This is a genomic window from Sphingomonas sp. S2-65, assembly GCF_021513175.1.
Lineage (GTDB): Bacteria > Pseudomonadota > Alphaproteobacteria > Sphingomonadales > Sphingomonadaceae > Sphingomonas.
Map to the genome: position 1 here is coordinate 2,136,196 of NZ_CP090953.1, position 19,548 is coordinate 2,155,743.

The window sequence follows — 19,548 nt, forward strand, 5'->3', positions numbered from 1 at the left end:
GCTGCAATTTTTCATGACGGCCCCAGCAGGAGCGCACGCCCTTCGGGGGCCAGGGCAGCGAGAAGGCGCGTGTTGAAGTCGACCAGCGTATCGATCGCGGCAGCTGGGGACTGGGAGTCTGTCGAGAGCCGCACGAGGACCCCGTCGGGTACGCGACGGTGGAGGGCGCCCCGCATGATTTCGAGCCGACCTTGCCACAAGTCGACCGGGAAACTGCCGCCGATCCGGGTCCAGTAGACGAGTTGCTCGCGCCGGCCGGGACGGTCGGCCGACATGGACTTGCCATTGATGCCGCGACCATCCGGAAGGCTCAGCGCGACTTGCCGCGACGGCCCGAGGTCCCAGCCCGAGGCCGGGTAGCAGGTCTCTGGGCGATGCAGCTGGAAGCCATAATCTTGCGTGCTTCCATAGGCGATGACCAGCACGATCGGCGGCCGCCCTGCCGCGACATAGGCCCGAGCGATATAGCGGTCATAGATGCGCCGGCTGAGCTCGTCCTGGGGCGGAAGCACCACGTCAAAGCTATCGACGCTGCGATATGGGCCCAGCATGGTCGGAATCGCCTGCTCGAGCGCCTGTTGTGATATCGGGGAAGCACGCCGGCTGGGACGCGCCGCGGCCGCGGCGGCGGCACCGACCACGAGCATGCCGCCGAGCAGGAAGGCCCTGCGATCCAGTTCGCTCATTGCCGCCCAGCCTTTGCCTTGGGAAGCGCCGCGTCTAGCACGACCAACAAAGTCAGAGAGATTGCGAACATCAGCAAGCCGGCCGCGGGGTGCAAGATGGTGGCCAACACCTGCTGCCCGCGATAATGGACGAGGATCAGCACGATCACAAGGCGCGCGACATTGGACACGATGGCGATCGGCACGATCGCGGCGGTGAGCACTATCGCCTCCACAAGCGTTCTACGCCGCTGCCAGTAGACATAGAAAAGGCCGATCGCGGTCAGGCTGAATATCGAATTCAGGCCCGAGCAGGCCGCCTCCATCACTAGTTCGAACTGGTCGATGTACAGCATGCCGCCGCTACTGGCGACATCCCAGCCCTCCGCTCCAAGCAGACGCACTGCCCAGCCCGCGGTCGCCAGCTTGAGAGCGCCGGTGACCGCGACTTCGAGCGTGTAGGGCAAAGGCACAAGGCAAAGCAGGTATAGCAGCGGAAACGCACCCCCCCTCACGAGGCGCCATCCGGCGCATCCGTACAGGCTTGCTACGAGCGCGGACCAGGTAGCAACGCATTCGAGCGCAAGCAGTCCGATCATACGTGCCAGCACATAGAGGCCCAGCGACGCCGACAGCCAGGCGACTGTAGGAAGAAGATCGCCAGGAGCGAGAAGGCGCGGGCGGCACCTTAGTTCATAAGCCAGGGCCCACGCGCCGGTCATGAGGATGATCGGGCCCTGAGCGCCCTGCGCCGTTGTCCAGTAGCGTGTCGCGAGCGCGACGAGCGGGGGTGCGGCCAGAAGGGCCGCGGCCACAAACAGGAACCCGCGGGACCACCAGCTGCCGAAGCGGAAAGTACTAACCGGCACGATCTGGCGACCTGAACGGCCAAGCGCCTGCATGCCCGCGCCCCTCACACAATCGCCCCTTTTACTCTTCCCGCTTGCACCCTCTTACCGCGTTCGTAGGAATCGGCAAACAAGGTGTCAGGCAGATCTCCCCAATTCGATGCGGCGCGCCGCGCGCGGCAAGTAACGGGTGCGGCTGGACAGGCCGGGCCGGCAGGGTCAGGATGCAGGAATGAAACGACGCACCTCGTGGATCGCGGGAGCCTGCGCGATCGCCGGCGCCGCACTGGCGGGCCTTTCGGCCCAGGATCATGCCGCTCGGTCACCTCGCGCCGGGCCTCCTGCTGCTTTGGGGCTGGTGCCGAGCTTCCGCGAAGAATTTGATTCAGCCGCGCTTGACGAACACCGCTGGATCTTCGCCTATTACGACCCGACGCGCGATCAGCCCGGCATCGCCAAGCGGACGCTGTGGGGCAATCGTGAGTTGCAGGTCTATGCCGACCGGTCCTTCCTCTCGCTCGGCATCGATCCCTTCACGATGCGGAACGGGGTCCTGACGATCACTGCGAACCCACTGAGCCCTGCGCAGCTCGCCACGGTGCAGGAGGCGATCGGACGCGAGCCGCCCAAAATCCGGGACAGCGCAATCCGCAATGTCCGATATAGCTCAGGGATGATCTCCACGCGCGGCCGCTTCGCGCAGACCTACGGGTATTTCGAAATCCGCACCCGCTGGTCCTCTGGCAAGGGGGTCTGGCCGGCGTTCTGGCTTCTTCCGTCGAACGGCAAGTGGCCGCCGGAGATCGATGTGCTCGAGGCCCATGGCGACAAGCCAGCCACGACCTTCCACAGCGTTCATTCCACCGTTGCGGCTTCGGTGACAAAAAAGGGTGCCCGTGCGAACGATACCGGGTTCCACGTCTACGGCGCGCTCTGGACACCTGCCACGATCGACTATTTTGTCGACGGCGCGAAGGTAGCCACGATCCCGACTCCCGCAGACATGAACCAGCCGATGCACCTAATTGCCAACCTTGCCATAGGAGGCAGATGGCCCGGAAACCCCGACGCCAGCACGCGCTTCCCCGCCAGCATAGAGATCGACTATATCCGCGTGTGGCGTTTCGCGACTCCGCCCTGAGCATGTCTCCTGAGCGCTGGCCAACCACAGGCGGAATTCTGCAAATGCCGCTTCGGGGCCAAAATGTGTGCGGGCTGCCGTCAGCGCGCGCGTGGCCAATGCCCCCCTTTGGATATCGTCGCGCTGCAGGACGAGAATGGCGTCGGCGAATTGCTCCGGCTCGTCCATGTGCAAGACGGCGTCCGAAAGGATCGTTTCCACACCCTGAAGCGTCACGCTGGTCACGACACAGGCCTTGCCATGCGCAATCGCCTCGACAAGCTTGATCTTGAGGCCCGAGCCCTGCCGCAACGGCGAGATCACGATGCCTGCGCGGGAGTAGAGCGCGGCAAGATCGTCAACCAGCCCCAGCAGCTCAACCCCATGAGGAGCAGTGACGGCGCTTCCGACGGTGCCCGCCACAAACAGTCGGGTTCCAGGCGCCGCCTCGGCAATACGCGGCCAGACCTTCTCCAGAAACCAGGTGAGGCCATGCACATTGGGTGCGGTATTGCTTCCGACGAACAGGAGCGTCTCGGCGTCGCCAGGTTGCGGATCGGGCACGGCGGGCACGGCCATGGGTGCGAGGATCGCTTGGCTGGCTGGAACCCTAAGCGAGACGAACGCCGCCTCCTCAGCCTGTATCGCGATCACGACATCGGCTCTCGACAGCAGGGCGATTTCCTCATCCTCGGCAAGGGCTGCAACACTGTCGACCGCCTCGGGGCTGAACTGACCTGCGCGCGCGCTGAACAGGTCGTGCATAACGACCGCGGCCGGTCGACCGGGATCAAGGAGATAAGGGATCGCCTCGGTCTGGAAGACGTAATCCGCGATCGCGACATGGCCGCGCCCCCGTCCATGTCGCGCGACATATTGCACGTCCTCCGCCAGCCAAGGCGCAGCGATCGCATAGGGTGCGAGCCGCTCGGCAGTCCACGCCCCCTTGAAACCGGCGCGCCGCAAAGCGCGCTTGGCGACAGCGAGTGTCGCTGCGCCGAATATGCCCGCTCGAGCCGCGATGAGCCAGCTTCCGACGCGCCAACCCCGCCTGACCATGATCGTTTCGAACACTGCCATCTCGGAACGTAGGCGGAAGAAGGGCGTGCGGCCGAACAGCAGCGGCGACGGCTGCAAAAGGTGCGGTACGAGGCCGGCGGCGCGCACCGCGCCGGCAAGCCCCAGAAGATAGGCCGAGCTGCCATTGGTCGCACCGATCAAGCGCTGGCGGCTGACAAACAGCACTGCGTCCGGCCCGGTCGGCCGCCGTGCAGTCTTCGGCCGCAGGTACATCAGCAGACGTCGCACCCTCGCGGCGATCGGCTGGCGCAGCAGCAAAAGGGTTCGGGGATTTGCGACTACCGTGCGGAGTGCCTTTGCCGCATCTCTGTGCTTGAGGGCGTCGATCAGCATGGTGAAGCCATGGGCTTGCCGAAGCGAGCGCATACGCGCACGCCAGGCTCGCAGCACCGGCGCGCCCGCGTCCACAAGCAGCATCTCGTGCATCGCAGCGGCTGCAAGCATTCGACCGGCGTTCGCAGGCGAGAGACGGTGCGAAATCGACGTGCCGTGCTTGCGATAAAAATACATTGGCTGCGGCAGCAGTCGATAACGCCCGCCGGCTACGAGCGCGCGCAGCACCAGATCATCATCTTCGGCGATGCGGAGGTCTTCATTGTAGACAAGCTTGGCACGGCGCAGGAAATCAAGTCGGAACATCGGCTTGAGAAAGCCGAGATTAGGCTGACGGCCATACATCCGCGTTTCGGCGAGATAGTCAGGCAACTCGATCCACTGGCTGCCCTGTCGGCGGTCCCGGCGCAGGTGCATGTGCACCGCGTCAGCTTGCTCGTGATCGAAAACCAGGAGGTCGTCGGCAATCATGTCCGCGCCGGCATTCACCGCCTCCGCTATCAGGCGGAGCGAGCGGTCCGGATGCAAGAGGTCGTCGCTGTCGAGGACCGCGAACCAGTCGCCGCGGGCTGCCGCCAAGGCAACGTTGCGAGCGCCGGCGGGCCCACGATTCTGGTCGAGCCGGAACGCGCGCACTCGCGGATCGGCGCGAGCGGCGGCCTCCAGAATCAGCGGGCTTCGATCGGAGGAACAATCGTCGACAACGAGAAGCTCAACATCGACGCCTCGTTGCGCGAGGGCGGAGCCGATCGCATCGCGAATGAAGCGCTCGCCATTATGATTGGCCATCGCAAAGCTGATGAAGGGCCGATCCACTCAAATCCCCGGTACTGCATGGCCCGGCCCCGGTACCGCATGCCCAGCCGAGCTTACGCGTCCGGCCGCGCACAGGCAACACCGGGATAGGCATGGCGATGTTCCATTCCGCACAGGCTGCACACTGGCCGCCATGGAACGGCCGGTGTAAGCAGCGGCAATGGCGATCGAAATCCACAGTCGGGCATTCGAGGCGCCCATGATCCGCGGCTGGCGCAGCCGCCGCGCGCGAACTGCAGGCCAGCGCCTCATTGCGATCGGTGATGTTCATGGGCGCTGGGACCTGCTCGACGCGTTGCTCAAGGCAATCGAGCAGCACATCGCGACGACACCAGAGGTTCCTAGCCGCCTCATCATCTTGGGGGACTTCATCGACCGTGGCCCGGACAGCGCGAGGGTGCTGCGGTTCCTGCGTTCTGTCACCCGGCAATCCGAACGCGCGACCGTGCTTCTGGGGAATCACGAGCAGGCGCTGCTGCATACCATCGAAGGAGACACGGCCGCGCAGCGCCTGTGGCTCGCGCACGGCGCCGCGGCGACGCTCGCCAGCTTTGACACCCCGCCTCCGCAACAGCACGAATTTGGCCCCGCATTCGCGGTACGCGCCGCACAGGCGATCGGTCCCGAGACAATCGATTGGCTTCGCGATCTGCCGCTATCGTTGCGGATAGGAGACTATTTCTTCTGCCATGCAGGGGTGCGACCTGGGCGCAAGCTGGATCGGCAATCCGGTGAGGATCTGCTGTGGATTCGCGAGGCGTTCCTCGCCGATCAGCGCTCTTATGGCGCGATCGTGGTCCATGGGCATTCCATCGTCGGTGAAGCCGAAATCCGACACAATCGGATCGCGGTCGACACTGGGGCATACCGGACCGGGCTGCTCTCCGCCGTCATCCTCGACGAACCGCGGAACTGGGTCGTGTCAGTCAGGCAGACCGGCAATCCTGGTCAAAGTTCCGGCGTCAATACCAACGCGCTCGCGACCGCCACGCAGTCATGGCTCTCCGACACCTGAGCGGGAACGCCTCAGCTTGGCACAGACTCCCAGCAATTCGCCTTTTCTGCCGCAGTGCAAGGTGATAGGCACGCCGACAGTGCGTGTGGGGTGATTGCCATGTTGTTTCGCAACCTGATCCGGGTTCTTCTGCTTGTCCTCGCCGCGGGATCATTCTGGGCGTCCGCGAGCGCCCTCGCGCAAGACGCAGGCGACCGACCGCCCGTGTACACGCTTGATTCCGGCGACAAGATCCGTGTCGTGGTCTATGGCGAGCAATCGCTGAACGGCGAATATGCCGTCGGCCCTGCGGGCGACGTCGCCTTTCCGCTGATCGGCAACATCATCGCCAAGGGCCTGAACGTCGCCCAGCTGCAAAAAGCAATCGCCGACAAGCTGGCTTCGGGCTACATCCTCGATCCGCGAGTGAGCATCGAGGTGCTGAGCTACCGCCCCTATTACATCCTCGGGGAGGTCAGCCGTCCGGGCCAATATCCCTACTCCACGGACCTGACGGTCGAGCAGGCCGTCGCCACAGCGGGCGGCTACACCTATCGCGCGAGCAAATCGAAGGTGTTCGTGCGCCACCTGGGTGGTCCGGAAGTGGAGTATCGGCTCGGCAAGGGCAAGCCCGTGTGGCTGCGCCCCGGTGACACAGTTCGGATCGGCGAGCGCTACTTCTGAACGTCGACTTTGAGCTGGCGAGCCAATGGTGTTAGCAACTACGGGTATCGCGCGTCCCCCGCATCGTCCTGGCGCCGGCGACCCGCTGCGATGGTTCGACGGGGTGTGGACGGCCGTCGCGCTTGGTGCGATCCTGTTCTCCTACAGCTTCGGCGCCAAAGGCGTTCTCCTAATCCTCCTGCTGATGCCAACGTACATTGCTGTTCGCTGGCGCAGCTTTCCAGGGCTTCTCCTCACCATTGCCCCGATCCTGCTGCTGCCAGCCTTTGCCGTGCTCTCAGCGCTGTGGTCGCTCAAACCCGAGAGCACGTTCTACTACGGGGTCCAGTATTTCCTGACCGTGATGATCGGGGCGACGATCGGCGCAGGCACGGATCGTAGGCAGGCGCTCGCCGGCATCTTCACGGCCTTTGCAATTCTCGCGGTATCGAACCTTCTTTTCGGACGCGACGTAGGATGGGGAGGCGGTGGTGCGTCGCGGGTGACGACGGCCTTTGCGGGGCTGTTCGGGAGCAAGAACACGGCGGCCGACACGGCGGCCGTTGGCGTTCTCGTGGGTGTCGCCATGCTCATATCGTCGCTGCGCGACCGGCGCCTCATCGTCGCGCTGCTCGCCCTGCTGGTTCTCTCGACAGACCTGTGGATATTGCGTCGGGCAGAATCGACCGGTGCGCTAGTCGCGTGTCTCCTCGGGATGGTCGCGATGGTCGGATGGAACATATCGCGTCTCCTGTCTTCTCAGACGCGTACAGCAAGCTTTCTGGCGCTCGGTGGATTGGCGGCGATCGCCGCTGCGCTGCAGAGCTTCTGGCGGGAACCCTTGACGGCAACGCTGCTCGAAGCAACGGGCAAGGATCCCACATTGACTGGCCGCACCTATATCTGGGAGCGCGCGTTTGCACTTATCGAAACCCGGCCTGCGCTTGGTCTGGGCTACAATGCGTTCTGGTATCATGGGAACATCGAGGCCGAAGGACTGTGGCTCTTCGCCGGTATCGGCGAGCGCACTGGTTTTAATTTCCACAACACGTTCATCGAAATCCTCGTACATCTCGGGATCGTCGGGCTCATGCTGTACGCAACGGTAGTGCTCAGCCATTTCTTCCTTCTGATCGTCCGAACGGCGCGTGCTCCAACAGATCTCGGCATACTTTTCACGGCCTATCTGAGCTACGTCGCAGTGCGCCTCACGATCGAGACTCAGGCATTCGGCCCGTTCAGCTTCTCGACTACGATGGTGATGGCCGGCCTCGCGTGCGCGGCCCGGAAAGTGCCCCGGGAGCCGAAAGCGCTGGCGCGGCATACGCGGCTATCGGTGAAAGGGACGTGGCGGTCGAGCGCACTGGCCATCTAGATGCGAGGGGCGCACCCGGTCGTTCCATGAGCGCTGTTCCAGCGAACTCCAAGGCCGAAAGTCCGTCTACATACTATTCCTAACTTGCTTTCTACTCAGGCCGTGATCGTTCCTGTCCCGGATACGAACAACAACTAACAATTATCTGCACGTTTGTTATTGCTTCTCGGGCCGATCCGAGCCAGCGATCAGACACGCGCAAGATCGTGCTGCACATGCGAGGGGGCTCCTTGAATTCTCCGTCCGCACAAGCGACAGAGGGATGCAGCGCCGCTACGCAGGCGGCTATCGCCTCGCGCGTGCAGGACGGGGTGCAGGGGAAGACCATGATGCTGCAAGGAACGATAGCGCCGCATCTACCGGCTACTTCCGACGCGCCCGCATTCGCTCCGAGGCTGTCGCGGCTGACGCGCACGATCGACATCGGAGGCGCCGCCTTCGCGCTCGCCTTCTTCGCCCCAATCCTGATCCTGATCGTGCTTGCGATGCTGGTCGGCGATCGCGGGCCTATTCTGTTCCGTCACGAACGGGTCGGACACATTGGCAAGAAATTCTATTGCCTCAAATTCAGGACAATGGTGACCGATGCAGACGTGCGGCTGAAGGAGCTGCTTGCGACCTCGCCGGAGGCCCGCGCGGAATGGCTACGGGACCACAAGCTGAAGAAGGATCCAAGGATCACGCTGGTTGGACGCTTTTTGCGGGTGAGCAGCCTCGATGAGCTTCCGCAGTTTTGGAACGTGCTGACCGGCGAGATGAGCCTTGTAGGGCCTCGCCCGATCACCAATTCAGAGATGCGGCGTTACGGCCGGTATGTAACCGATTACCTAAGCGTGCGCCCGGGAATCACGGGTCTTTGGCAGATCAGTGGGCGCAACAATGTCTCTTATCGTCGCCGCGTCGCAATGGACGTGACCTTCGCGCGCTCACAGTCGCTGTCACTGTATGTCCGGATTTTGGTGTTCACGATACCTGCCGTCTTGACGGCGCGCGGTTCGGGCTGACTTCCGCTCAAAAGAGGGCGTCGAAAGCGAATTCCCAAATGACCGCGCTAATCAACGCCGCAAGGAGAATACCCCGGAATTGTCGCAAGGCCCTTGGAGGTTCGGGGTGGTCGGGCAGCCAAGGGGCGGCGATACCAGGTCGATCAAATTGCGAGATTGGCGAACGACCAAGACTCAGAACCTCTCGGTTTTTCATCGCCCCTCCTACGAGACTTTGCTCGTTAACCATTGCGTACCCAGACACTTCCTCGCTCAGAAATTATCTCAATGCAAATCGTTTCCTCGGCGGAACGAAGCTGTCTCAGTGTCGTGCGTCGTTCGTAGTCGTCGAACGTTGTAGCAACATGCACGCTTCCTGTTAACATTTCGGAAACCAGTTTCGCCTAGCCAATGAGCATGATGGGCCTTTTCAAATCTACCCCCGGGGCGGCTTCGCAAACCGGGGAGCGTCGGGTCGGCGGGCGGCGGATGCTTGAGGAGGCCAGCACTTTGCGCGGCCCGGATCGGCAACCGGTCGATGTGACCGTCAGCGATCTCTCGCAAAGTGGCTTCAATGTTCGGAGCGATCGAGAACTTCCTCTCGGAGCCGTCGTCCATCTCGGCTTGCCGGGACGCGGCAGCCTCGCGGCACGGGTAGTGCGCCGAGCCGGGGATCATTATGGATGCGAGTTCCTCCAATATCTAGCCGACGAACAGGTCGCTGCTGCGTTCGAGCAATCCAATGTCACGACGCTTTTCCTAGGGTCATCGGAATGGGAGACCGCCGAACCTGTGCTTCGGCGCTGGCCTCGGCCCGTTCGCGCGGCCGTCGCGCTCGTCGGGGCGCTGCTTGCCTGGGGCGCTATTCTTTGGCTGATCCAAGGCTGAAGGCGCCCACTCCGAAGGGCTCCCTATCGGAGACTCCCCAACTACGAAGCGCATAGTTAATACCTTAGTTACCACATCGATCTATGAAGGGCGCGTGTCGCTCCCTTGTCAGGATGATGCCGGTGACTTCCAAAATGGTGTGTATTCCCGTCCTGCTTTCCGTTCTCTCCGCTTGTGGGGGGTCGGGTGGTGCCCAGCCGGGCGGATCTGGCGCGATCGTCGTGGCTGAGCCCGCGCTGACTTCGCCAGTCGCATCGGTGCCAGTCCCCGCCCCCACTCCCTCTCCGACCCCTACGCCGACCACTTCAGTTGTTGCTGGGCTTGAGCCGATTGCGCAATATACCTACCCGGCAATGGCAACGGTATCGATAGGCGACCTCACTTACCCGTTGGACGCTACCCAGGTCGACGTGCCGGTTCGACTCGATCGTGCAACGCCGAACACGGTGCACGTGCGCGTGAAGACTGCGAATGGCAGCGGTGCCAATTATGCGATATCCGGCACCCATTTCCAGGGGCTGGATAAGTTTATCGTATTCCGCCCGGGTGATCCTCTCGTGCAGACGGTCACTATCAAGATCTTGAAGACCAAGGAAGGCGGGCACTTCAAGCTCAGCTTCCCTGAGGCGCCGATGGGCGCCAATCCCGGCACCTCGACAGCTATCCTGACCTCGATAGCTGGAGCTTCCCCGTCGACGCCAATCAACACCGGTTTCCGCGCGCCCCGCACCTTTCACCCCACCGGGACGCTAAGCTACGACATGAACCCGGCGACCGTGCGCTGGTCCGACAAGGGTGGTCCGGGCGTGCTCTCGACTTCCTTCACCCATGGCCGCACCCAGCCGGCGAATGGCGAGAACGGATTGTACTTGGACAATGTCCTGCACCCAGGGGCCGAGGCACCATTCTCGACGAAGGACGGCAAACTCGTACTGCACAGCCAGGCATTGGCTACGCCGATCAACTATGGAGGCGTGGGCTATTACTACGGCGCGGCGATGCTGAGCGGCCGCAACACTCCCGAAACGCAGCTCACCTACGGACAATATGAGTGGGTCGCGACCATGCCCACTCGCCGGGGCTCCTGGCCAGCGCTTTGGTTGATCGGTGTTCGTGGATGGCCGCCGGAAATCGACGTCTATGAAGGCTTCGGACAAAATGCCAGCTGGGATTTCGAGCGCGACATCTCCGCCAATATCCATGGTGGTCCAGTCAACCAGCGAAGCTTCACGCGAAGCATGTGGGTGGATGCGACTTCGGCGTATGGCATCAGCAATATCGCATCCGCCGCGCATCGCTATGCACTCGATATCCAGAGCGACTATATCACTTGGTTCGTCGATGGCATTGAAACGTATCAGGCCAGAAACCCGTTTTCTGAGCCATTTTACCCTGTCATGAACGTCGCGGTGAAGACAAGTGGCGCCTTTACCGATGGCTCGGGGGACATGTCTATTTCGTCGTTCAGGGTGTGGCGGAACCGCTAGCGGTCGCAGCAGCTCCGGCCTGCCTGCTCAAGCATTGTGCGGGGTCGGCCCGCTTGGCGCGCACGCAGTCCCAACGCATGCGTGGGCCGGAAAAGGCTGGATCACGAAGATAGTGGAACGACATCTCCTCGAGCCTCGAAGTCGGAGCCGGGAGTGCAGCGGGCGTCTTCGCAGCCTCGCGCCAAGCCATGAAGACGCAACGAGGGCGCGCCCCGCAGGCCTCGCCGGCAAGCCGCGGATAGTCTTCGGCCGAGACGTCCGGTCCAAGGGTCACGAGAAACGCGTTTGGATTGGAGGCGATTGGAGAAAAGCTGCGGATGGATGGCGCTGAGTCAATCTCCAGAATGGCTTCTGCCGCGAGGTCCGCTGCAGCATCTTCCGGCGCGAGCGCGTCGGACGGGCGGTGCGCCGGCGACAGCGCGGCCAATTTGGCGATGACCGGTTCGGCTCCCGCGTAGCTCGCGACAAAGGCATGTGGCTGGCCCCAGCCGCCGCTCCACCGAAAGAACAGATGGGTGCTGACCGCCGCAATCTTCTCGAGGCTCGAGCTCCAATAAGGAACGACCCAGTCGGTGTGATAGTGCGTCGCGAGACCGACGGGCGCGTAAACGCTGCCGGCGAGCGCCCCAGCCGCTATGGCACGGGCGCTCGCCCAACGCGCCGGGGATGGCCGGCGGGCCAGAGCACCGTCGCAAGTGAAGCTGAACTGGCATCCTGTGTTGCGTTCATGCCCCTGGAAGACCACGCCGCAGACACTGTGCGGGAAAGCGGGGTGCCTCAGGCGATTGAGCACAACCTGGGCGACGGCCCTCTGGCCCACGGCATCATTCCCCGCTTCGTACAGCACCGCAGCGGCGAGACAGTCAGTCGCGCGAGCGAGATCGGCATTTTCACCGACGAAGCGGAAGGCTCGGGCGAACGGGTTAGGCGCGGTTGAGAAAGGAACAGCGGCGTTGATCGACCGAGCGTCGTCGGGAGCGACCGGTTTGAGGGCGAGCGGCTCGACTTTCGGCATCGGCTCACGCGGCAGGGCACGGCGCGCGCTATCCCCTACCGCGCTCGGCCCGCCCGACGCGCGCGCCGGTGGCTGTTGAGCGCGCCACAAGCCATAGCCGGTCGCCAGCAAACCCAGCACAAGGGCGATCAGGAGCACGGCAATAGCGGGCGCCCGCGAGCGCGCGCGAGGCCCTGCGATGCGCCCGAACCCGTCCGGGCTGCCCAATATCACGGTTCCGTCGGTCATGGCGTATCCGCCCGTTTCTATGCTAGGCTGACCGCCGGTCGCCCACGCCTTCCGCGACAGAATCGCCGCTAGGATTTCGCACCAGGTGTCAGAGCGAAACCGTCTATGTGCCTAGCGGCCTCCGCTCCCATCCGCAACTCGCGCACCGCGGCGGTCCAAGGCCACCTGTCTCATTTCGCATCGCTCTCCCCACGACGAGTTCAAACCGCGCTATACATGCGCGGATCCTTGCCCCTATGTTCGCTTTAAAGCCGGGGGGTGGAACTTGGATATCGATCGAGCGAAGGATGTCGCGGGCAGGCTCCATTGGGCCGACACCGCGAAAGGGCTAATCATCCTGATCATCGTCCTTTCGCATGGGGCGCTGTTTGTCGAAGGTGCAGGGTATGCACAAGCGTGGCTTCGAAACGCGATCGGCATCTTTACGCCGGTTGGAATGCCGTTGTTCTTCCTCATATCCGGCATGTTTTCGCGCCGGCACCTCGATGGTGGTTGGGGAGCGTTGTGGCACGGAAGACTGAGAGCGATCCTGTGGGTGCTCCTCATCTGGGTACCTATCGACTGGATGCTGTTCGCGCTGTTTCCAAACTTCCACGACACGGCACATGGAAAATATTGGTGGCAGCTGATCACGGCGTTCATCCTGCCGTCGTCCTATCTTTGGTTCATCTGGAGCCTCGGAGCCTATGCGATTCTTGGCAAGGTCCTCGGCCGGGGCTCTCCGTGGCTCTGGGCCTCACTCGCTGCCGGGGTGGCAATGGCAATGCTTGGGATGACTACCTGGCATCTTGATCGGTATGGCTTCCACTTGCTCGCGAGCGACTATTATCTTCGCGGCGCCCTCTCCTACTTCTTTTATTTTTATGCTGGCTATGCGTTCAAGCCAAGGATTGTTCGAGCTTCGCGGCTTCCGCCGCTTCCGGCCTTCGTCGTCTCGGCCGTGGCGTTCATCATGCTCGCGTTGCTTGCGCGCCTCGCTACCGGCGTAATCGGCGGCGGGATCCTTCGCTTTGTGGCGGTAGCGACGGGCATCTATGGCGCCATCTTCTTGGGCGAAGTGCTCGCATCATGGAGCGGCACGCGGCGGCTCTTCGGCAGTCTTGGCCGGATGACGCTCCCTATCTATCTCACCCATTTGCTTGTTATGGTCCCGCTTGCCTGGTGGCTCGGTACCCTCAATAGCCCCTTGCTGCACCAAGCTGGCGTCCTCACGCCGATCATCGTTTCGATCATCAGCCTGGCGGGGTCAGTGGCGATCACGGCTCTGGCGCCTCGCACCGCTCTGAAGCTGTTGTTCGTCCCGCCGACATTCAGGCGTCCACCTGACGCTCGTCGTGGGATCGGGTGGCCGGCCGCGATGCCGTCGCACGGCGCACGAGACCCAGGCAATAACCCGCGAAGCAACCAGACCGGTTAGCGCGCCGCGCCGCGTCGAGCCCATTCGAGCAGAAAGCCGCATCCCCACGCTAGGTGCATGATCATAGCGGCGACCCCCGCCAGCATTTCGCATGGCGACCGCGTGCGGGCGCCGATCACGATACCTGCCGCGAGGCTAAGCGAAAGCCAGCCGAGCAACGGCAGCGCGAGAACCGGCCACCAGAGTGCGCCCGGGGCAAGCAGAATGGACACCGGAACCGCCAGCGGAAGCATCTGGCGCAACCGCGGGCGCATGCGGTGAAGCCAAAGCGTGCGCGCACGACCGCCCCCATAGCCCAGATACTGCTTCCAAAGCCCCAGCGGCGCTCGGCGGGGAAAGTAGGTGATCGCGTGCTTGGGTTCGAGCCAAATGGCGCCGAGATTGCTCAGGCGATGGTCGAGTTCGGCATCCTCGTTATGCGACATGGTCTCGTCATACCCGCCTACCTGGCGAAATGCTGATATTCGCATCAAGGCGTGGTGCCCGTGATCGACGAAGCGACCCGAACCTAAATGCCGATGCGCGGATCCCCCTGTACCGAGCACCGAGTTTTGGGCGGCGGCGCACGCCTTCTGGAAGCAGGTCACCCCCATGGTGACCATAGGCACGACCACCGACACCGCCTCGACTTGCCTTGCGGTCGCAACCAGTCCGCGAACATAACCGGCTGGGTATGCACAATGCGCATCAATCCGTACGAGGAAGGTGCGGCCGTTCCCGTGCTGCTGGACCGCGCGATTGACGCCGCAGCTCTGAAGCCTGCCGGGATTGTCCATCAGAACTACCCGAGCGTCGCGCGAAGCCACCTCCTTCACAATAGAGCGACTTCGATCGTCGCTTCCGCCGTCCGCCACAACGAGAAGAAAGTCTCCGTCATCGGTGAGCAACTGCTCAAGCAGCGAGGGCAGATGCGCTTCTTCGTTTAGGCAAGGAATGACGACGAGGATGTCGGCAAGATTGATCGTCATCGCCGCGCCGCCTCGAGGGCCCGAACCAAAGCGTCGCAATCGACGCGGGTTGCTATCAGATCCCCCTGAGGAATGGCGGCGACGCCCGCCGCAAGGGTCGCCACCCTCCCGCTGTCGAGCGTCTCCAGCACCTCAAGTCCCTCAAGAGCATCGTCGACCACAAGGCCTGCGTCTCGCTCGCGGAGCCACCGTCCGGTCTCGACTGAACCCAGGGCAATGGGAATCACGCCGAAGGCCGCTGCCTCGTACAGCCGGTTGGGAAGGAGCCAGCGCGAGTTGAGCCCTTCCTCGAAATAGTCGATTGCCCAGGCGAAATGACAGCCAGCATATAGCTGCGGCAACTCGTCGCTTCGATACGGCCCGAGATAGTGCATGTGCGGCACGCTCGCGATCTGCTGCCCGAAGTCGGGGAAAATTGCCGGCGATGGTCGCCCGGCCACCCGGATCTGGACCCTTCCTTCGTAGCGGCGGGCTAATCCTGCGAGTATCTCGAAGGTCCGCGTACAGCGAAGCATTCCGAACCACGCAATCACCCAAGGCCGCCCCGGAGGTGATGCAATCGAGACCGGTGGAGCGCTGTCGAGCCTCAGGAGCTTGTTCTCGAGAAGCAACGCAGGCGCAGCCATGCCCGGGCGGCCGCTGAAGTATTCGCGCAAGAACGCAGGGGATGATGTCAGGAGCAGATCGACTCCAGCAAGCAGCGTTTGCTCAATGCCCTGCACGAGCCGAGCAGGAAGCGACCGTCCGAGGAGCATCCGGTGGATGTCGAGACACTCGTAGACGATTGCCGCCGCAGGGTTGGCGCGACGAATACGCAAGGCGAGCGCCAGCGCTTCCAAATTCCGACCGATGATGACGTCGGCGTCGCGTGCGGCTGCCATCAGTTTTCCAGGCATCACTGTGTGCTTCAGAACTGCGAGCGCACGATGCGCCAAGCGTGCGTCCCGAGTGAGCCCGAGATCGATGACGCCGGCGCCCGCAACTTCCGCGGGCAGGTTTTCGAGGCGTCGAAAGCCTGCAACCGATATATCGGCGCCACCTTCGCGAAGCATGCGCACCCGCCGCGCGACGGCAGAATCATGGAGATCATGGACGATATACAGGATCTTCAAGCTGCACTCCTGAGAGCAATCCTTCGCGTCAGGCGATGACGCAGGACCATGCCTATGTGTCTCGATAGACTGTCACCGGCGCATAGGCGAGCGGGGAGTCGCTGCAGCGCAACAACCAATTGACCGATTAGGAGCCAGCGCCGAAAAGGCAGCAGGGGGTTTTGATGCGCGGCATCTGGCGGATTCGGCAAATGCTCGCACGGTCACGTCTGCGGCGAGCGACGCATGCCGCGATGCGTGCGGTTGAGGCCTTTCCCAGCAACCGCGGCGGCGTGCGGCATGGACTCCCTGGCGCGCTCGTCGTGAACGTCACTTCTCATCGGGCGCGCTACTCTTCGCTTCACCTGACGCTGCGCAGCTTGCTCGATCAATCCTTGCTGGCCGACCGAACCATCCTCTGGCTCGCACCAGGCGACCTGGCGACACTGCCGGACGAAAGCAGGGCGCTTACGGCGCACGGGCTCGAGATCAGGCTTTGCGAGGAATTGCGCTCCTACAAGAAACTCGTGCCCGCGCTGGAAGCATTTCCGCTCGCATTCCATGTCACGGCCGACGACGATGTCTATTATCCGACCGACTGGCTGGCCGGGCTCGTCCGCGGGTACGAAGCAGGAGATCCGGCGATCATCGCCTGGCGCGCGCATATGCTGCATTTCAGAGAGGACGGTCGCCTGGCGCCCTATACGGATTGGGAAGCGGCAACGTCCCGGATTGTTGCCGGAAAAGACGGGCGGCTCTTCCCCACTGGAGTCGGCGGCATTTTATACCCGCCGGCGAGTCTGCATCCCGATGTCCTCGACAGGTGCGCATTCACCCGATTCTGTCCCGAGGGGGACGACATTTGGTTTTTCTGGATGGCGCAACGACAGGGCTCCAATCACCGGCGAGTAGACGGTTGGCTGGATCTTGTCGAATGGCCTGGCACCCAGGAGGCCGGCCTGCGTGTCGGCAACATTTCCGGCGGCAACGACCGGCAGATTCGCGCCATGGAAACGGAATTTGGTTTGCTCACACCTCCGAGCGGCTCCGGTACAACCCGAAAGGACATCATCGGGCAAAGCGCGGCAAGCGGTCGGGAATCCGGGCTCCACGACATCTCCAGGGTCACGCGCAGGGTGCCGGATTGAAGCGCGTAACTTTCCTCGTTCCCACGTATAATCGCGCGGGTTTTCTGCCCCAGGCACTTGATGCGATCGGAGCGCAGCTTGGGCGCGACGACGAAGTGCTCGTCATCGACGACGGATCGACGGACGCGACGCGCGAGGTCGTGTCTGGAAGAGACCCGCGGGTCGGTTATGTCTACCAGGAAAATTCAGGAAAGTCGGCGGCGCTCAACCTGGGATTGCGTCTGACGTCAGGCGCGCACGTGATGATCTGCGACGACGACGACGTGCTGCGGCCGGGCGCGGTCGATGCGCTCTTCAATACGATGGAACGCACCGACGCGGGCTGCGCCTTTGGGCGATATTCGCGTTTTCGGGAGGATGCTCACGGCAGGCGCACTGATCTCGGCACCGGCTACTGGCCCGATCTTGCCGAGGGCTCGATCCTGCGTCACCTTCTTGAAGACGCATTCGTGATGCACAATGCCGCGCTAGTTCGACGCGCGGCTTATGACGCAGTGGGACCGTTCGACGAGTCAATGCTGCGATCGCTCGATTATGACATGTTCGTGCGCCTGGCACTTGCGGTTCCTATGGTCTTTGTCGACAGGCTCATGTTCGACCAGCGCAAGCATGACGGGGTTCGCGGTCCCGGGCGTGCGCTTCACAGCGCGGCCACCAGCGAAGCCGTATGGCAGGTTTATGACCGGCAGATCTTTCTCAGACTTCGCGACCAGGTCCCGCTTGAGGCCTATGAGAGGCTGTTCGACGGCGAGAACCACGACCAAGTGCGCCGGGCCGCGCTCCTCCAGCGTGCCTGTGTTCAGGCGCGGCATGGCCTGTGGGATCTGGCAGTATCGGACCTCGACGCCGCGGCAAGACAAGCGCCCGAGTTGCCATTCCTGCCGCTGCAGGCGGCGATCTCGGCCCGGATGCTTAACGGCAAGCATGGCTTTGCCGATGCCCTTCATCCCGATGTGCTTGATCGCTTGAAGCGTCTCGCGCGCGAACCCGGCGTGGGCCGCGCGATCATTCGCGCCATGCTGGCCGGGGGCCTCTGGCGCCTGCGACCACCCGTCCCCGCAGATGCCGGCGAGATGCGGCACCTTTCGAGCGCACTGGTCGGCTCCCGGACAACCCTCGCGCTGCTCGCGCGACGCAAGCTCGGCGGCAGCGTCGCGCCATCTCGCATGGCTGGCCTTGTCGAACGGCGCGAGCCGCTTGCATCAGCCCTGGGGTGATCGCGTCGTGCGACGACGCACCAGGCGCATGCCGAGCACCTTCCGCACCGGCGCATCATAATAGCGCGCGAGGAGCCAGGCAGCGACTCCCGTAGCTGCCGTTCCCAAACCAAGCATAACGAGATTGGGCAGGCCAAGCCGCCAAATCATTGCTTCGTACAGCGCCAGAAGCGGGACATGGATGATATAAGCGGGATACGAAAGCAGACCCGCGCCCCGAAGAAGAGGCGCGACTCGCGTAGTGGGCCGGCAATTACACCCGAGGACGATAATGGCGGGAAACAGCAACATCGCCGCCGCTATGTCATAGCTGGCGTTCATGGTGCGGGGGAAAAGGGACGGACAGAACACCGCCACCAGCAAAACGGCCGGCAACCAGGAGCCAGCCTGGAGGCGCGGCAGGCGACCGCACCTGGCAGCCCGATGAAGCCCGACACCGAGGAGGAAGGAAAAGCCGACACGGGCCGCGCCGCCGTGGAGCGTTTCCCAGCGCCAGCCGGTGTTCAATCCGTCGAACTGGACTGCGACGAGGATCAGCAAGCCGGCGAAGATCGCGATCGTGATCGCGAGCGTGCGATTGGACAGACGCGGTGCGGCAAGGGCGAAGGCGAGGTTCGCCACGAGCTCGAAGAACAACGTCCAGGAAGGCTCATTCATAGCGAAGGGCAGCTCAAATAGCATCGGCGGAAGCGGCAGCAGCAATCCCGCGAACGGCAAGCCACCAAGCGCCCGCCCTACGAGGCCGTAATCTTGGTCGGCGACGCCGCGCAGGCAGAGGAACAAGGCACCGAGAAGCGCGCCAATCACCAGAAGCGGGTAAAGGCGGACGACGCGTAGCAAGGCGAAGTCCGTCCACCGCATCGCCCCGCTGTGCAAACCGGCTTCATAGGCGCGCGCAATCACGAGCCCGCTCAGCAGAAAGAAGAAGTCGACCGCCAGATAGGCGTGTTGCAGGAAATCCCGGTCGCTCGCCGCCCACCAGCGCCGATGGTAGAGAATGATCGCGAGCGCGGCGATGCCCCGGAGCCCGTCCAGGGCGAGAATGTGTTGCGCCCCGCGCGCCGGCCTTGCGCCTCGGGCGACAGACCTTCCGGCCCCGGAAGCTGCCCGTACATTCAACGTCACTTGGCACCCCCGTTACCCCGTCCCGAAGTAAGGCAGGGATTGATCCTTAGCAATCCAAAGGGGAACTTGACCCGCGCTCGCGACAAG

General features: G+C 63.1%; 17 protein-coding genes. 10 read left to right on the forward strand and 7 right to left on the reverse strand.

Features of this window, described 5'->3' with window-relative positions; translation table 11 throughout:
• Window positions 1–11: 11 nt before the first annotated feature.
• Together epsI and LZ586_RS10095 are read right to left on the reverse strand one after the other, a co-directional pair.
• Window positions 12–686, reverse strand: a complete 675-nt coding sequence (gene epsI, locus LZ586_RS10090; protein ID WP_235076168.1) for an exosortase-associated protein EpsI, V-type — start codon at window positions 684–686, stop codon at window positions 12–14.
• On the reverse strand, window positions 683–1,567 hold the full coding sequence (locus tag LZ586_RS10095; RefSeq protein WP_235076169.1) for an archaeosortase/exosortase family protein: 885 nt from the start codon (window positions 1,565–1,567) through the stop codon (window positions 683–685). The genes epsI and LZ586_RS10095 overlap by 4 nt, the downstream gene beginning before the upstream one ends.
• A 178-nt stretch (window positions 1,568–1,745) precedes the next feature.
• Here LZ586_RS10095 and LZ586_RS10100 point away from each other — a divergent pair, with 178 nt between their 5' ends.
• Window positions 1,746–2,654, forward strand: coding sequence for a family 16 glycosylhydrolase (locus LZ586_RS10100; protein WP_235076170.1), 909 nt, complete (start codon window positions 1,746–1,748; stop codon window positions 2,652–2,654).
• Here LZ586_RS10100 and LZ586_RS10105 read toward each other — a convergent pair.
• Window positions 2,535–4,862, reverse strand: coding sequence for a glycosyltransferase (locus tag LZ586_RS10105; RefSeq protein ID WP_235076171.1), 2,328 nt, complete (start codon window positions 4,860–4,862; stop codon window positions 2,535–2,537). The genes LZ586_RS10100 and LZ586_RS10105 overlap by 120 nt on opposite strands.
• 160 nt (window positions 4,863–5,022) lie before the next feature.
• Between LZ586_RS10105 and LZ586_RS10110 the strand changes: the two genes are divergently transcribed.
• The 6 genes from LZ586_RS10110 (at window position 5,023) to LZ586_RS10135 (ending at window position 11,252) form a co-directional block, all read left to right on the forward strand.
• On the forward strand, window positions 5,023–5,877 hold the full coding sequence (locus LZ586_RS10110) for a metallophosphoesterase family protein (protein WP_235076172.1): 855 nt from the start codon (window positions 5,023–5,025) through the stop codon (window positions 5,875–5,877).
• 204 nt (window positions 5,878–6,081) lie between these two features.
• Complete coding sequence (locus tag LZ586_RS10115; RefSeq protein WP_235076173.1) at window positions 6,082–6,540, forward strand: polysaccharide biosynthesis/export family protein; 459 nt, start codon at window positions 6,082–6,084, stop codon at window positions 6,538–6,540.
• A 25-nt stretch (window positions 6,541–6,565) separates the two neighbouring features.
• Window positions 6,566–7,894, forward strand: coding sequence for an O-antigen ligase family protein (locus LZ586_RS10120; protein ID WP_235076174.1), 1,329 nt, complete (start codon window positions 6,566–6,568; stop codon window positions 7,892–7,894).
• Between the two features lie 326 nt (window positions 7,895–8,220).
• Complete coding sequence (locus LZ586_RS10125; protein ID WP_235076175.1) at window positions 8,221–8,898, forward strand: sugar transferase; 678 nt, start codon at window positions 8,221–8,223, stop codon at window positions 8,896–8,898.
• A 396-nt stretch (window positions 8,899–9,294) separates the two neighbouring features.
• Window positions 9,295–9,765, forward strand: coding sequence for a PilZ domain-containing protein (locus tag LZ586_RS10130; RefSeq protein WP_235076176.1), 471 nt, complete (start codon window positions 9,295–9,297; stop codon window positions 9,763–9,765).
• 353 nt (window positions 9,766–10,118) lie between these two features.
• Window positions 10,119–11,252, forward strand: coding sequence for a family 16 glycosylhydrolase (locus tag LZ586_RS10135; protein WP_235076177.1), 1,134 nt, complete (start codon window positions 10,119–10,121; stop codon window positions 11,250–11,252).
• Here the strand turns inward: LZ586_RS10135 and LZ586_RS10140 are convergent.
• Window positions 11,230–12,495: a cell wall hydrolase gene (locus LZ586_RS10140; RefSeq protein ID WP_235076178.1), complete on the reverse strand. Its 1,266-nt coding sequence runs from the start codon at window positions 12,493–12,495 to the stop codon at window positions 11,230–11,232. The genes LZ586_RS10135 and LZ586_RS10140 overlap by 23 nt on opposite strands.
• 265 nt (window positions 12,496–12,760) lie before the next feature.
• Here LZ586_RS10140 and LZ586_RS10145 point away from each other — a divergent pair, with 265 nt between their 5' ends.
• Window positions 12,761–13,912: an acyltransferase family protein gene (locus LZ586_RS10145; RefSeq protein WP_235076179.1), complete on the forward strand. Its 1,152-nt coding sequence runs from the start codon at window positions 12,761–12,763 to the stop codon at window positions 13,910–13,912.
• On the opposite strand, the gene LZ586_RS10150 is transcribed toward LZ586_RS10145, so the two are convergent.
• Window positions 13,909–14,880 (reverse strand): glycosyltransferase family 2 protein, encoded by a 972-nt coding sequence (locus LZ586_RS10150; RefSeq protein ID WP_235076180.1) that lies wholly within the window; start codon window positions 14,878–14,880, stop codon window positions 13,909–13,911. The genes LZ586_RS10145 and LZ586_RS10150 overlap by 4 nt on opposite strands.
• On the reverse strand, window positions 14,877–15,992 hold the full coding sequence (locus tag LZ586_RS10155) for a hypothetical protein (RefSeq protein WP_235076181.1): 1,116 nt from the start codon (window positions 15,990–15,992) through the stop codon (window positions 14,877–14,879). Before LZ586_RS10155 ends, LZ586_RS10150 begins: the two co-directional genes overlap by 4 nt.
• A 164-nt stretch (window positions 15,993–16,156) precedes the next feature.
• Here LZ586_RS10155 and LZ586_RS10160 point away from each other — a divergent pair, with 164 nt between their 5' ends.
• On the forward strand, window positions 16,157–17,119 hold the full coding sequence (locus LZ586_RS10160; protein ID WP_235076182.1) for a hypothetical protein: 963 nt from the start codon (window positions 16,157–16,159) through the stop codon (window positions 17,117–17,119).
• A complete protein-coding gene (locus LZ586_RS10165; RefSeq protein WP_235076183.1) occupies window positions 17,116–18,336 on the forward strand; it encodes a glycosyltransferase family 2 protein in 1,221 nt (406 codons plus the stop codon). The genes LZ586_RS10160 and LZ586_RS10165 overlap by 4 nt, the downstream gene beginning before the upstream one ends.
• Here LZ586_RS10165 and LZ586_RS10170 read toward each other — a convergent pair.
• Window positions 18,322–19,461: an acyltransferase family protein gene (locus tag LZ586_RS10170; protein WP_235076184.1), complete on the reverse strand. Its 1,140-nt coding sequence runs from the start codon at window positions 19,459–19,461 to the stop codon at window positions 18,322–18,324. The genes LZ586_RS10165 and LZ586_RS10170 overlap by 15 nt on opposite strands.
• Between the last annotated feature and the right edge of the window lie 87 nt (window positions 19,462–19,548).

Coding starts and splice junctions, on each gene's coding strand:
- LZ586_RS10135 (WP_235076177.1), top strand. CDS start 10,119: ATGGCAACGGTATCGATAGGCGACCTCACTTACCCGTTGGACGCTACC.
- LZ586_RS10160 (WP_235076182.1), top strand. CDS start 16,157: ATGCGCGGCATCTGGCGGATTCGGCAAATGCTCGCACGGTCACGTCTG.
- LZ586_RS10140 (WP_235076178.1), bottom strand. CDS start 12,495: ATGACCGACGGAACCGTGATATTGGGCAGCCCGGACGGGTTCGGGCGC.
- LZ586_RS10150 (WP_235076180.1), bottom strand. CDS start 14,880: ATGACGATCAATCTTGCCGACATCCTCGTCGTCATTCCTTGCCTAAAC.
- LZ586_RS10100 (WP_235076170.1), top strand. CDS start 1,746: ATGAAACGACGCACCTCGTGGATCGCGGGAGCCTGCGCGATCGCCGGC.
- LZ586_RS10130 (WP_235076176.1), top strand. CDS start 9,295: ATGATGGGCCTTTTCAAATCTACCCCCGGGGCGGCTTCGCAAACCGGG.
- epsI (WP_235076168.1), bottom strand. CDS start 686: ATGAGCGAACTGGATCGCAGGGCCTTCCTGCTCGGCGGCATGCTCGTG.
- LZ586_RS10095 (WP_235076169.1), bottom strand. CDS start 1,567: ATGCAGGCGCTTGGCCGTTCAGGTCGCCAGATCGTGCCGGTTAGTACT.
- LZ586_RS10110 (WP_235076172.1), top strand. CDS start 5,023: ATGGCGATCGAAATCCACAGTCGGGCATTCGAGGCGCCCATGATCCGC.
- LZ586_RS10120 (WP_235076174.1), top strand. CDS start 6,566: ATGGTGTTAGCAACTACGGGTATCGCGCGTCCCCCGCATCGTCCTGGC.
- LZ586_RS10125 (WP_235076175.1), top strand. CDS start 8,221: ATGATGCTGCAAGGAACGATAGCGCCGCATCTACCGGCTACTTCCGAC.